Annotated in this window: 11 protein-coding genes; 6 read left to right on the top strand and 5 right to left on the bottom strand. The window is 50.8% G+C overall.

Going from position 1 to position 12995, the window contains the following annotated elements; genetic code table 11:
• Positions 1 to 89 precede the first annotated feature (89 nt).
• From sufD to Q0294_RS09390, 3 genes are all read left to right on the top strand, one after another.
• Positions 90 to 1439 carry a Fe-S cluster assembly protein SufD gene (sufD, locus tag Q0294_RS09400; RefSeq protein WP_299463851.1) on the top strand — a complete coding sequence of 450 codons (1350 nt, stop codon included), beginning with the start codon at positions 90 to 92 and terminating at the stop codon, positions 1437 to 1439.
• A 26-nt stretch (positions 1440 to 1465) separates the two neighbouring features.
• Entirely contained in the window at positions 1466 to 1786 is a 321-nt protein-coding gene (locus Q0294_RS09395) for a non-heme iron oxygenase ferredoxin subunit (protein WP_299463848.1), read from the top strand.
• Between the two features lie 120 nt (positions 1787 to 1906).
• Positions 1907 to 2293 (top strand): metal-sulfur cluster assembly factor, encoded by a 387-nt coding sequence (locus Q0294_RS09390; protein ID WP_299463845.1) that lies wholly within the window; start codon positions 1907 to 1909, stop codon positions 2291 to 2293.
• A gap of 199 nt (positions 2294 to 2492) precedes the next feature.
• Here Q0294_RS09390 and gatB read toward each other — a convergent pair whose 3' ends face one another.
• From gatB to rpmB, 4 genes are all read right to left on the bottom strand, one after another.
• Positions 2493 to 3977 (bottom strand): Asp-tRNA(Asn)/Glu-tRNA(Gln) amidotransferase subunit GatB, encoded by a 1485-nt coding sequence (gatB, locus tag Q0294_RS09385; RefSeq protein ID WP_299463842.1) that lies wholly within the window; start codon positions 3975 to 3977, stop codon positions 2493 to 2495.
• Between the two features lie 78 nt (positions 3978 to 4055).
• Entirely contained in the window at positions 4056 to 5513 is a 1458-nt protein-coding gene (gene gatA, locus Q0294_RS09380; RefSeq protein ID WP_299463839.1) for an Asp-tRNA(Asn)/Glu-tRNA(Gln) amidotransferase subunit GatA, read from the bottom strand.
• A 101-nt stretch (positions 5514 to 5614) separates the two neighbouring features.
• Positions 5615 to 5905 carry an Asp-tRNA(Asn)/Glu-tRNA(Gln) amidotransferase subunit GatC gene (gene gatC / locus Q0294_RS09375; protein ID WP_299463836.1) on the bottom strand — a complete coding sequence of 97 codons (291 nt, stop codon included), beginning with the start codon at positions 5903 to 5905 and terminating at the stop codon, positions 5615 to 5617.
• A 29-nt stretch (positions 5906 to 5934) separates the two neighbouring features.
• Positions 5935 to 6195 carry a 50S ribosomal protein L28 gene (gene rpmB / locus Q0294_RS09370; RefSeq protein ID WP_299463834.1) on the bottom strand — a complete coding sequence of 87 codons (261 nt, stop codon included), beginning with the start codon at positions 6193 to 6195 and terminating at the stop codon, positions 5935 to 5937.
• A 470-nt stretch (positions 6196 to 6665) separates the two neighbouring features.
• On the opposite strand from rpmB, the gene Q0294_RS09365 reads away from it, so the two are divergent.
• Together Q0294_RS09365 and solA are read left to right on the top strand one after the other, a co-directional pair.
• Positions 6666 to 6929, top strand: coding sequence for a carbon storage regulator (locus Q0294_RS09365; protein ID WP_299463831.1), 264 nt, complete (start codon positions 6666 to 6668; stop codon positions 6927 to 6929).
• A gap of 523 nt (positions 6930 to 7452) precedes the next feature.
• Positions 7453 to 8589 (top strand): N-methyl-L-tryptophan oxidase, encoded by a 1137-nt coding sequence (gene solA / locus Q0294_RS09360; protein ID WP_299463828.1) that lies wholly within the window; start codon positions 7453 to 7455, stop codon positions 8587 to 8589.
• Between the two features lie 94 nt (positions 8590 to 8683).
• On the opposite strand, the gene ribA is transcribed toward solA, so the two are convergent.
• Entirely contained in the window at positions 8684 to 9934 is a 1251-nt protein-coding gene (ribA, locus tag Q0294_RS09355; RefSeq protein ID WP_299463825.1) for a GTP cyclohydrolase II, read from the bottom strand.
• Positions 9935 to 10595: 661 nt separating this feature from the next.
• Between ribA and Q0294_RS09350 the strand changes: the two genes are divergently transcribed.
• A partial coding sequence (locus tag Q0294_RS09350; RefSeq protein WP_299463822.1) for a DUF1549 domain-containing protein occupies positions 10596 to 12995 on the top strand: 2400 nt, incomplete at its 3' end.

Raw genomic sequence — 12995 nt, 5'->3', positions numbered from 1 at the left:
AAAAATGAAGCAACTGAAGGTGATTTACCTTCAAACTGGTCAATTTATAAATCTATAAGTAAGATGTTGAAGGCATAAAAGATAATCGTATGAGTACTCCGTCGGTAAATACATCTGCTGAGATCCCCGCTGGATTTGGTGAAGCAGCCTTTGAAGCGTTTCTGACTACCCGTGATGAACCGGACTGGGTGACTCAGTCGCGTCGACAGGCCTTTAAACGCTACAGCGAGCTTCTGGAATCCGAGTTGAATCCGGAAGAGTGGCGTCGCGTTGATCTGCGTGCTCTGCGTTCCGATCGTTTTCAGTTGAATGCCGGTTCTGAAATTTCCCAGGATTCAGCAGACAGCAAACATACAGAGACATTACTGAAAGGCCGGGCTGAGTTTGCCGGGCATGTCACTCATATCGACGGTCAACTGGCTTCAAATGATCTGGCAGCAGAGCTGGCAGCCAAAGGAGTGATCTTTGGTGATCTGTCTGTGGTGGTCCGAGAGCACAGCGAGTTGATTCAAAAGCACTTCATGACCAAAGCAGTCGACAGCGAGACCGATCGGTTTTCGGCCTGGCACGGGGCGTTCTGGACGGGGGGCACGGTTCTGTATGTGCCTCGTAATGTGGTTATCGAAGCACCCCTGCACAGCCTGATTACGCTGCAGGCAGAGAAAGCCGCCGATTTCAGTCATACACTGGTGATTCTGGAAGAAGGGGCTTCTGCCACCTTACTCGAAGAAACTGCTTCTACTACGACAGACAATCTGGGATTGCATATGGGAGCAGTTGAGTTGCTCCTGGGTAAAGAAGCCCGGCTGCGCTACGTTCAACTGCAGAACTGGAATCACAATGTCTGGCACATTGCTCATCAGGCGGGGCGTGTTGGCAACAACGGGTTCCTGCAATGGACCGTGGGTGGAATTGGCGCGAAGCTGGCACACATTCATCAGGATGTGGTACTCGATGGTCGCGGCGCAGAAGCAGAAGTGAATGGTGTTACTTTCGCAACTGGAAAGCAGATTCATTCTTTCTATACGCAGCAGGTTCATAACGCTCAGGGAACGCGTTCTGATTTGTTATATAAACAGGTTTTGCGCGATCACTCTCGCGCCATCTGGCGGGGCATGATCCGTGTAGAACCGGAAGGGCAGCAGACAAACGGGTATCAGCGAAATGATTCCTTAATGCTGTCTCCCACCTGCCGTGTCGATGCAATTCCCGGCTTGGAAATTGAAGCCGATGATGTTCGTTGCACCCACGGCGCGACGGCAGGCCGCGTCGATGAAGAGCAAATTTTCTACTGCATGTCACGGGGTATGTCAGAGTATGAGGCGATGCATATGATCGTGGAAGGATTCTTTCAGACCGTCTTTGACCGCATTCCGGTGGAAGTCGTGCGGGAAACCCTTGATCAGGCAATTATCAAAAAATTAGGATTTGGCCGGTAACTTTCCACTGTCTGTAGACAATAATAATGCATGCGTCTGACTTTGAGGAAATTGCTTCGCTTGACGAGTTTGGTTCGACTGATCGGCTTGAGGTGTTTATCGATGATACCCCTGTCTTGCTGATCCTGCTGAACGATCAGGTTTTTGCAATAGAGGATGCGTGTACACACGATGGTCAACCTCTTACAAATGGTTGTATCGAAGCAGGAGCAATTATTTGTCCCCGTCACGGGGCTCGTTTTGATTTAGCGACTGGTAAAGCCCTTTGCATGCCAGCCACAAAACCAATTCAGACCTTTGAAGTGGAAGTGAGAGATCGAAAAGTTTTTGTGCGTTCCGGGAATTAATTGAGAAGTCAGCTTTTTTCAGATATTCGTACGAATATATAAATTTGAGTGGTCGTTCTTTAATAGTTTTTTATTTCAATATATTTTGGGCGTCATCAGGCAGCGGGAGGAGATAAAACTATGTCAAATGAACTGGATAATATTTCTGAGGAGTGTAGCGAGGAAGGTCAAGTACCGGTCTTTTCCGCCTTGAAAGGGGTCGGAGGGGAAGAAGCACTGGTAGATGCGCTGAAGCAGGTAATTGACCCGGAACTGAATATTAACATCGTTGATTTAGGATTGGTTTACGAAGTTCAGAGAACCGTAGAGAACAGTGCGAAAGTTAATGTTTCGATGACGTTAACCAGCCCCGCTTGTCCGGCTGGTCCGCAGATCATTCAGCAGGCAAAGATGGCTTTAGAACGTCTCGACGATGTAGACGAAGCCAGTATTCAATTAACCATGTCGCCTCCCTGGTCACCGGAATTAATGACCGAAGATGCACGCGACGAACTGGGGATTTTTTAAAGATCCCGGTCGATTGAAAATAAATAGGGGCATGCAGATGCCCCTTTTTTCTGCGCACTCCGTTGCCCGGTGTCTGGCTTTTAACTGATCGTACATCCGATCTCAGGCGAATCTGAATTCAGGTTTAGTGCAGCGTCTCCAGTGCCATTCGCATCGCGTCACTCCACATGGGTGACGCGATCGTTCAATGAGACGCGCATTAACTCATTTTTGCGATAAAGAGTTCGCGAACTGCTTTCGGGTCGGCCCCTTTGATTTCTCGCATGACCTGGCCAATCAGTGCCCCCAAGGCAGCCTGTTTGCCGCTTTGAAAGTCAGCCACTGCTTTTTCATTTTTGTCAACGACCGCTTGAACAATGGAGTCAAGCTCGCCGGTATCAGAAACCAGGGCCAGACCCTTGTCCTCAATAATGTTCTGGATCTGTTCGATTCCTGGAACGCCTTCCGGGTAGTTCAACAGTTCCTGAAACACAGTCCGACCGCTTTTGATCGTAATTTCCTCGGCATTGACTTTTTGCAGAAGCGCTGCGAGCACATCAGGTTGAATGGGAAATTTTGAGATATCGAGCCCGCGTTCATTGAGTTCGCGGAGCACGTCTTGAGTCACCCAGTTGGCAGCCTGTTTGCCGTTACCGCAGCTTTCAGCCACCGTTTCGAAATAATCAGCGACAGCCAGCCCCTGATCGATAATGACGGCAGCATCATAGACCGACAGTTGATAAGATTCTTCAAAGCGGGCGCGGCGGTCAGCCGGCCGCTCGCAGAGTTCTTGCGAGACGCGTTCGCGTTCTGCATCCGTCACAGTGACGGGTGCCAGATCCGGATCGGGAAAATAGCGGTAGTCGGCTGCATCTTCTTTGCCCCGTTGTTCCAGCGTCACGCCACGGTCTGCATCCCAGCCCCGCGTCTCTTTGGGCACGTCTTTCAGGCTGAGCCCGGTCTCCTGCCAATGCTTCCATTGACGCTGCACTTCATATTCGATGGCCTGTTCCACGCCGCGAAAGCTGTTGAGGTTTTTGATTTCCACAATCGGCGTCGGTACGGTTTCGCCGTTTGCCTGATGGACGTGGAGATTCACGTTGGCGTCACAGCGCAGGCTGCCTTCCTGCATATTGCAGTCGGAAACGTCAATGTAAGTCAGTAACAGTTTCAGTTCTTCCAGGTAGGTGCGGGCTTCCTGAGCAGATCGCAGGTCCGGTTCGGACACGATTTCAATCAGAGGGGTGCCGCAGCGGTTCAAGTCGACCTTGCTGTCCTGTCCGCGGCCTGATTCATCGTGGCTGTTTTTGCCTGCGTCTTCTTCCAGATGCGCGCGGATGATGCCGATTTTTTTCTTCTCGCGGGTTTCTGGATCAAGTTCAATTTCCAGCCAGCCGTTCTGACTCATCGGCAGGTCATACTGGCTGATCTGATACGCCTTAGGGAGATCGGGGTAGTAATACTGCTTGCGATCCCATTTGGTAAACGCAGGAATCTCGCAGTTGATCGCCAACCCTGTTTTCATGCCCAGGTGAAACGCTTCCCGGTTCAGCACGGGCAGTGCACCTGGCAGACCAAGACAGACCGGGCAGGTTTGTGTGTTGGGATGATCCGGGTTGAATTTTGTCGAACAGCCGCAGAAGAGTTTGGTTCTGGTCTGTAACTGTACGTGGACTTCAAGACCGATGATGACCGTATAGTCCATTATGCCGCACTCCCCTTAATTTCAATATCCAAGATTCAATTCCAGTGTTGTTTCAAGCAGCAATGTAGTTGACTGGTTTTATACCGGACGCTTCAGATGCCAATCGGTTTCACGTTCGAACATGCGGGCCGCGCGTAAGAGCCGTTCCTCTTCCAGCGGCGGTGCCAGCAGTTGTAATCCGATCGGCAGATTGTTTTTGCTCATGCCTGCAGGAATCGAGATTCCCGGGATGCCGGAAAGGTTCGCACTGGTGGTAAAGATATCGGCCAGGTACATCGCCAGAGGATCATCCACCAGTTCACCGATCGTGAAGGCGGGCGTGGGAGTGACAGGCGTCGCGATGATATCCACGCTTTGAAATGCCTGTTCGAAATCGTTTCGAATCAGTCGTCTGACTTTTAACGCTTTGAGGTAATACGCGTCATAATAACCCGAGGAAAGGGCATAGGTGCCCAGCATGATGCGGCGTTTGACTTCATCGCCGAACGCTTCTCCCCGGCTGGCGGCGTACATGTCGATCATGTTTTCAAAATGCGGAGCGCGGTAGCCGTAATGCACGCCGTCGTAACGGGCCAGATTGCTCGAGGCTTCGGAAGGGGCAATGATGTAATAGGTGGCAACGCAGTATTTCGCATGCGGTAAGGTAATCGGAACCATTTCTGCGCCCAGTGATTTGTAAACGTCCAGCGCCCGCAGGGTGGCTTCCTTCACTTCTGCGTGCAGGCCTTCCTCATGCAAAAGTTCGATGTAGCCGACTTTGAGATTTTTCAGTGGCTGTTCCAGCGTCGACGTGTATTCCGGCACGGCGGCATCCAGGCTGGTGGTGTCGCGGCGGTCTTTACCGGCGATCGTTCCCAGGATCAACGCGGCGTCTGTCACATCGCGGGCAAAAGGCCCGATTTGATCGAGTGAACTGGCGAAGGCAACCAGGCCATACCGCGAAACGCGACCGTACGTGGGCTTCAGGCCAACTACTCCACAAAAACTGGCTGGCTGACGAATCGATCCGCCGGTATCACTGCCCAGAGCCAGGGGGGCGAAGCCGGCAGAGACGGCAGCGGCAGAACCTCCGCTTGATCCGCCGGCTGCATAGGCCGTGTTCCAGGGGTTGGTTGTTGTTTTGAAAGCGGAATTTTCCGTCGAGGAGCCCATTGCGAATTCGTCCAGATTGGTTTTGCCAATCAAAACCGCATCGGCCGCTTTGAGTTGTTCCACTATATGAGCATCGTAAGGGGGAACGAAATGCTCCAGCATTTTGCTGGCACAGGTGGTGGTGACTCCTTCAGAGCAGATATTATCTTTCAGCGCGACGGGGAGGCCTGCCAGTTTTCCGAGCGGCTTGCCTGCCTTTCGTTTCCGGTCCACTTCTCGGGCTTTTTCGAGGGCCGCTTCCTGCTGCACTGAGAGAAAGGCGTTGATGCTGCCATCGCGGCGGGAGATTTCATCCAGGCAGGCTGACGTGATTTCTTCACTGCTGATTTCCCCGGAGTTCATTTTCGCAAGCAGTTCGCTCGCAGTGGCTGACGTGATCGACATGGAATCTCGAGTCTCCATATAAGATTTAAAGGCCCGACTTGTCAGCAAGCCGGGCCTTGGATTATTGCTTTTATGTGCTCAATGGTAAAGACGCCGGTCAACTAGAGAATTGCGGGAACCAGGAAATAATTCCCGTCTGTCTGCGGAGCATTGGACAGCGCTTTTTCTCTTGGGAGACTGGTTTGAAGTTCATCTTCACGAAAAACGTTGGAAATTTCGATGGCATGGGCCATCGGCTCGATCGCATCGGTATTCAACTCGTCCAGCATGGCGATGTACTTGAGCACGGACCCCATCTGTTGACCCAGAGAATTCACTTCCGCTTCAGAAAGTTTCAACCGGGAAAGTGAAGCAACTTTAAGTACGTCATCCTGAGAAAGTGAAACGCTCATCGTTTTTCTACTTTAGAGCGGGATCGATATTATTTAGCAGGTAATGTAAACGGCTTTTTGGCAACCGCTTTGGTGATTTTACCGGAGCGAATACACTGAGTGCAAACGCGTTGCGTTTGAACGCTGCCACCTGCCTGAACCCGGATTTTCTGCAGGTTCGGCCGAAAGACGCGTTTGGAAACGCCCGTTGTCTGCCGACCGTTACCACCCAGGTATTTGTATTTACCACGTTGGCGAACTCGATTACCGACGACAGGTGCCTTACCACAGGCTTCACACATTTGACCCATTGTAAACTCTTTGACTATCTAGTGGGTTCTAAAAAATTCAGCTTTTGCTGATATCAATTGACGTAATCTGACCGCAGTTTAAAGGATTTGGTCTTTCAAGGAACCCAATAGTATATTTGCCCTGCCTCATAATGCAACCGAAGCTGCTGGCATATCGTTTCCAACGTCTGGAAAAGTTGAAAATAGTGTCCCAGAAATGATTCTGGGAAATTGAAAATTGTACTATTGGGGACACTTTTTTCAATCATTCAGCCTGTTTGGCCAGTAGAACAACCAGGTTTATATTTTTTAAGTGTCTGTCAGGTAATGGTTTGCGATGTTTTGTTGTGCGGGCATACGGGATTGGCACGCGAATCGCATACTCTAGATCAATATGACCCGGAACTGGCTTGTGGACAAGCTAAGTTGCACAAAGGTAAACCAAATACTGCATCTGAAACAGGATCTAATGATAAAAGGGAGTGACAATCATGCTGGTTTTGACACGGAAGTTGGCTGAGGGAATTCGAATCGGTGATGAAATTCTGGTGAAAGTGATTCGCACGGGAAAAGGTTCCATCAAAATCGGCATCGAGGCTCCGGACCATATGCGAATCACCAGAGAGGAATTGTTTGAGGAAGAAGGAAGTGAGCCAGTGATGAAGGGACGCGGAGAACAGGGGGGGGATTACCTGCCTGATCATGTAACTCTTGGTGTCCTTTCCGTAGTCGATGCGGCCCGGCTGGTCTGTTAAACCTATTTTGTGTGTCAATCCGCTGCTGACGAGATTGTCTGCCCAGGGGGGGGATTTCTCAATTCCATAGATTTGAGAACGGGCAGATGACAGCCGGGAAACAGTTTTTGTTTCCCGGGCAGCGGATTCAGGAAGGAGTTCGACGCGAACAGATACTGTGATAGCTGGTGCGGCTTGTTTGGGGTTGTTTCCGTGAAGTGGCAAGCCGTGTTTTGTTGTTGCAGATCTTAATACAGGAAATGATCGTCCCTTGATGGTTTTCTGTGATGTCATTAATTACCGGGTGTTCAAATCTGATGGTCAGTGTGTACGTGGGGTAGGTTGACTGTCTTTCTAGAACACCCGGTAATTTTTTTGCGCTTATTCCGGCTGATCGCAGGGTACCAGATACGAAAGCGATCGGTTCTTCCTGATTATTCAATACGAAAACAACATTGACGGCTGAGGTCGAAGCGGGTGATAATCAAATCGATTTTGCACTCACATCCCAATTACAAAACGATCAGAAAGCGTTCATTGTTTCATGCCGATTCATGTTGATTATCTGGTACTGGGTTTAGGCGGGATGGGCAGCAGTGCGTTGTACCATCTGGCGCGGCGTGGTCTGAAGGTGCGGGGCATCGAACAGTTTGGCGTCGCCCATGACCGGGGAAGCTCTCATGGTGAAACACGCATTATCCGCAAGGCCTATTTTGAGCATCCCAATTATGTTCCTCTGTTACAGCGTGCTTATGAACTGTGGCGTGAACTGGAACAGGAATCGGGAAAACGACTCTTCAATCCCTGCGGCTTAATGGTGGCGGGTTCGCCGGAGGGGGAAGTGATTCAGGGCGTACGTCTGGCTTCGCGGCTCTACGATGTCGACGTCGAGAACGTGACCTCCCGCGAGGCTGCAGAGCGATTTCCCGGATTCCGGATCCCCAATGGTTTTGAAGTCACCTGGGAACCCGAGGCGGGTTTTCTCTATGTGGAAGAGTGCGTGCGAACGCAAATTGAGTGTGCGATCTCGCTTGGTGCGCAGGTTTGTTTGAACGAAAAAATTATTTCGGTTTCCATCAATGCTGAATCGATTGAAGTCAGGACAGAGACAGAGCGTTATCTCGCTGCCGGCATGATCGTGACAGCCGGCGCGTGGAGCAGTTCGTGTCTGCAGGAACTGCATCTGCCGCTCGAAGTCGTGAGAAAGGTTCTGTTCTGGAACCCGGTAAGACAGCCTCTCTACAATCTGGATGCGGGAAAGGGGTGTTTCTTTTTTGATATGCCTTACGGGGAATTTTATGGTTTCCCATCCCTGGATGGAGAGACCGTCAAACTGGCTGAGCATACCGGAGGGGCCACGGTTGCCGATCCGGGGAATGTGAATCGGGAATTAATGGAAACCGATGCGCCTGCGGTTTCCCGTTTTGTCAGTGAGGTCATGCCGGCTCTCGATCCGGAACCAGCGCGGCATGCTACTTGTATGTATACAAGAACTCCCGACAGGCACTTCATCGTTGATCGTCATGCCCGAAATCAGCGCGTGGTCTATGGAGCCGGTTTTTCCGGGCACGGATTCAAATTCTCTGCTGTCATCGGAGAAATCCTGGCTGACCTGGCGACGCAAGGCAGCACGGCACATCCGATTGATTTTCTTTCGGCGAGTCGTTTTGCATCCGGCTGAGATCAGCCTGTGTCCAGGTTTACTGTCGCGTCTCCAGGGCCATTTGCGACGAGTATCATAAAACGAGAGCCGCTATGGTTAAATATGATGCGCTCTAGTCAGCCGGTGTCACGGGCAGGATGTGGCCCATTTTGTCGCGTTTGGTCTGGAGATAGAACTCACGATCTTTGTGCGGGGGGGCCACGATCGGAACCTGTTCCACGACTTCCAGATTGAAGCCCGTATAAACATCGGAGTCGGTCTTTTTGGGGTTATTGGTCAGCAGGCGCACTTTGGTCAGTCCCAGATCTTTCAGAATCTGGACGCCGACCGTGAAATCGCGGCTGTCTGCTTTGAACCCCAGTTGAATGTTGGCTTCGACCGTATCATATCCCTGATCCTGCAGCACGTATGCTTTCAGTTTGGGAATCAGGCCGATACCGCGTCCTTCCTGCGGCAGGTAAACGACGGCGCCCGCCGGTTCCTGGCAAATCGCGGCCATCGCCATGTGTAACTGATCTCCACAATCGCAGCGCAGCGAATCGAGCAGGTCGCCTGTAAAGCAGGATGAATGCATTCGTACCAGAGGGGCTTCGACGGAAGCGAGATCTCCCCAGACCAGCGCCACCGGTTGCTGGCTTTCATGCTCTACCGAATAGCCGATGACTTGAACCGTGCCGTAATTTTTGGTGTTGATGGGAACTTCCACTTCGCGGTGCACCAGTTTCTCACTGACATAACGATGGCGGATGACCTCGGCTGTGGAAATGATGGGGATGTCGAACTGCTCTGCAATTTCTCGCAGTTCGTCAGCGTCTGCCATCCCGAACCCTTTCTGGCTGAGGATTTCGATCAGCACACCTACGGGTTTTAATCCGGCCATCTGCAGCAGATCCCCCGTGGCTTCGGTGTGTCCGGCGCGACGGAGGATGCCCCCCTGTTTCGCAAGCAGGGGGTGAATATGGCCGGGACGTACGAAATCGACAGCCCGGGAGGTTTCGTCGCTCAAAGCACGAATCGTAATCGCACGGCATTCGGCACTGACGCCGCTGCCGCTGTCTTTATGGTCGATGGGAATCAAAAACTGTGTTTTGTTCGGTGCCGTATTTTCTTCCGGTCCGACAATCGGGTTGAGCTGCAGGCGTTCGGCGACTTCCTGTGGAAGCGAGACACACAACTCACCACTTCCATATCGCAGCAGAAACTGCACAATCTGCGGAGTAATGGCTTCGGCGGCAACGATAAAATCGCCTTCATTTTCCCGCTCAGAGGAATCCGTCACAATGACCGGTTTGCCTGCCCGTAATTGTTCAAAGACACGTTGTATGTTGGGCAGGGGTGGATTGGTTTTTGCAGGATCAGACATGGGAGTGTTTTGGAGCCGCCTGGATTTTTGGTGGTAATAAGAATTTTTTTAAAACTTAGCTTGAGGGAAAGCCCTGAAGCAAAATCTGTGCTAACTTTCATTCTATAGAAGAGACTTTGGCTGGCAATCAAAGAAATCCTGTTTTTGTAAGAAGAGACTGATTCCCTGAAAATAAATGGAAGAGATCACTGTTTTCAAGGCGTTAATTTGTTTTCACGATCATAGGGAATTATTGAATGGTTCCGCCTCTGACAGTTGTGCCGGTTGTGATTACGGGGACTTTTCAGGTCACAGGATCTAGCCTCGTTTTTTTATCTATGTGAACAAAAGAGCATTCTTGGCGCAACTGACTGGTTAAAACGTTGACAATTCAATAAACTTTGATACATTGAATTATAAGGAAGAGTTTATATTGAAATGAACTTGACCTGACCCGCAGACTTCGACCGATTCCAGTAAATACTGATTGGTTAACTTACCTAAAAAACTTACCTGACAACCCAGCCATTTAACGAACATTTAACGAGCGTTTTCAAATTCAATCATACGTTGAAAGGGCCTGCCTGTAATCGCGCCAAATTATTTGCAGTCAGACCTCAAGTAAAAACGAAACCAGTTGCACAGGAGTTGATGTATGGATTTCCGAATCAAAGGTTCTCGGATGCCCCAGATCCTTATGCTATGTGGAGTGCTGACTCTGTTTCTTGTCTCTGGTCATTGTGTCACGAATGTGCTGGGAGCGCCAGCCGCCGAGGCACAGGTGGATTTTAAAGAAATCCAGATTGGCCCGCATCCGGGTGAAAAAGAACTACTTCTGTTACGAGGTCCTGATTCCCGTCAGCAGGTGGTGGTCACCGGAGTTCTGGCGGATGGTAAACTGCAGGACCTGACCCGAAACGTGACGTATGCCATCGCGCATCAGGATATTGCATCCATTTCCAACGATGGTTATCTCACCCCGCTTAAAGACGGGCAGACCCAGCTCACCGTGACAGCTAAAAATGGTAAAACCGCTTCCATCCCGGTCACCATCCAGGGGATTGCCTCACCAGAGGCGATCAACTTCAAAAATCAGGTTGTTCCGATCTTTACCAAGTTGACCTGTAACAGTGGCGGGTGTCACGGAAAAGCCAGCGGACAGAACGGTTTTAAACTCTCCTTGCTCGGTTTTTATCCGGAAGACGATTTTGAATTCCTGGTCAAAGAAGGCCGGGGCCGTCGATTGTTTCCTTCATCGCCGGCAGAAAGTCTGTTGCTGATGAAAGGAACCGGGGTTACACCGCACGGCGGTGGTAAGCTCGTGAAACCTGATTCCTATGAGTACCGTCTGCTGTATCGCTGGATTGAGCAGGGGATGCCTTACGGAAGTGATAAAGACCGGACGGTGGCGTCGATTGAATGTTTTCCTCCCACTCGCACTATGGGACAGAATGTTGAGCAGCAGATTGCTGTGATCGCCACTTATTCAGACGGTTCTACTGAAGACGTCACACGTATGGCTTTATTTGAAGCCAACGATACCGAGATGGCTGAAGTCAATAAAGAGGGGTTGGTCAAAACATTGGGTCTGTCGGGTGAAGTGGCCATCATGGCGCGTTACCAGGGGCAGGTTTCAACCTTCCGGGCCACGATTCCGCTGGGAGTCAGCATTGCGTCGCTGCCAGCATCGCGGAATCTGATCGACGAAGCCGTCTTCAATAAATTGAAAGTGCTGGGGATTCCTCCTTCACCGGTAGCCGACGATTCGACTTTCATGCGCAGAGTCTACATCGACATCACGGGAACCACACCCAGCGAAGAAGAAGTTAAAGTATTTCTGGCTGACAAAGATCCTGCCAAACGGGACAAACTGATTGATCGCCTGATCGACAGCCCTGCATACGCAGATTACTTTGCCAATAAATGGAATATGGTTCTACGCAACAAAAAACTGCAGCCCGTTGATATCGCAGGTACAAATGCCTTTTATCAGTGGGTCTGGAACAGTCTGTATGAGAATAAACCGTACAACGAATTTGTCGGCGAAATTCTTTCTGCCTCAGGCGAATTCCGACAGAATCCCGCAGTGGTCTGGTATCGCGAAGTCAACACGGTAGAAGAGCAGGTGGAAGACACGGCTCAGCTATTCCTGGGGCTTCGTATTCAGTGTGCCCGTTGTCACCACCATCCTTTCGAAAAGTGGAGCCAGGATGACTATTACGGTCTGGCTGCTTTCTTCAGTCGCGTCGGGACGAAAGATCCCAGCGCCGGGCCAATCGGAACCGGCGGATTCCGCGATCAGAGAATTTTCCATAAAGAAGGGGCTGCGACTGCCAAGAATATCCGTTCGGGAGAAAATCTCAAACCGACGGCTCTGGGAATGCAGCCTCTGGATTTAAGTCCGGAACGCGATCCCCGTGTGGCGCTCGTGCAGTGGTTATCTCGTACAGATAATCCCTTCTTTGCGAAAGCACTCGTCAATCGCTACTGGAAACACTTCTTCGGTCGCGGTATTGTCGAACCCGAAGATGACATGCGGGCGACGAATCCTCCGGCAAATCCGGAGCTGCTGGATGGTCTGGCAAAACATTTTGTAGAAAGCGGTTTTGATATGAAGGAACTGGTGCGTGCGATCTGCCGTTCCAATGCCTATCAGCTCAGTTCGCTGCCGAATGAATATAACCTGAAAGATAAACAGAATTTCTCCCGTTATTATCCCAAACGGCTGACGGCGGAAGTTCTGTATGACGTCTTTCATCAGGTAACGAATTCGACACAGCGATTCTCAGGGCTGCCTGCGGATACCAAGGCGATTCAGATTACGGATGCGACTTCGGCTCCCTACTTTTTGAAAGTATTCGGACAGCCTCAGGCAGATACCGCCTGCGAGTGCGAACGCTCGCAAAGTGCGAATCTGGCTCAGAGTCTGCATCTGCTGAACAGCAAAGAAGTACAGGATAAGATCACCGGCGGCGCCAGCCGTGCTGCGATGCTTGCCAAAGATGACAAACGATCTAACGAAGAAAAAGTACAGGAACTTTATCGTTGGGTATATTCCCGTGCACCTCAAGAGCAGGAAATG

Origin of the sequence: uncultured Gimesia sp. (assembly GCF_937919775.1) — a bacterium.
GTDB lineage: Bacteria > Planctomycetota > Planctomycetia > Planctomycetales > Planctomycetaceae > Gimesia.
The sequence above is the reverse complement of the archived record's forward strand: the minus strand, read 5'-3'. Positions and strand labels throughout refer to the sequence as shown.

Coding starts and splice junctions, on each gene's coding strand:
- gatC (WP_299463836.1), bottom strand. CDS start 5,905: ATGAGCGTTTCACTTTCTCAGGATGACGTACTTAAAGTTGCTTCACTT.
- sufD (WP_299463851.1), top strand. CDS start 90: ATGAGTACTCCGTCGGTAAATACATCTGCTGAGATCCCCGCTGGATTT.
- gatA (WP_299463839.1), bottom strand. CDS start 5,513: ATGTCGATCACGTCAGCCACTGCGAGCGAACTGCTTGCGAAAATGAAC.
- Q0294_RS09390 (WP_299463845.1), top strand. CDS start 1,907: ATGTCAAATGAACTGGATAATATTTCTGAGGAGTGTAGCGAGGAAGGT.
- solA (WP_299463828.1), top strand. CDS start 7,453: ATGCCGATTCATGTTGATTATCTGGTACTGGGTTTAGGCGGGATGGGC.
- ribA (WP_299463825.1), bottom strand. CDS start 9,934: ATGTCTGATCCTGCAAAAACCAATCCACCCCTGCCCAACATACAACGT.
- gatB (WP_299463842.1), bottom strand. CDS start 3,977: ATGGACTATACGGTCATCATCGGTCTTGAAGTCCACGTACAGTTACAG.
- Q0294_RS09365 (WP_299463831.1), top strand. CDS start 6,666: ATGCTGGTTTTGACACGGAAGTTGGCTGAGGGAATTCGAATCGGTGAT.
- Q0294_RS09395 (WP_299463848.1), top strand. CDS start 1,466: ATGCATGCGTCTGACTTTGAGGAAATTGCTTCGCTTGACGAGTTTGGT.
- rpmB (WP_299463834.1), bottom strand. CDS start 6,195: ATGGGTCAAATGTGTGAAGCCTGTGGTAAGGCACCTGTCGTCGGTAAT.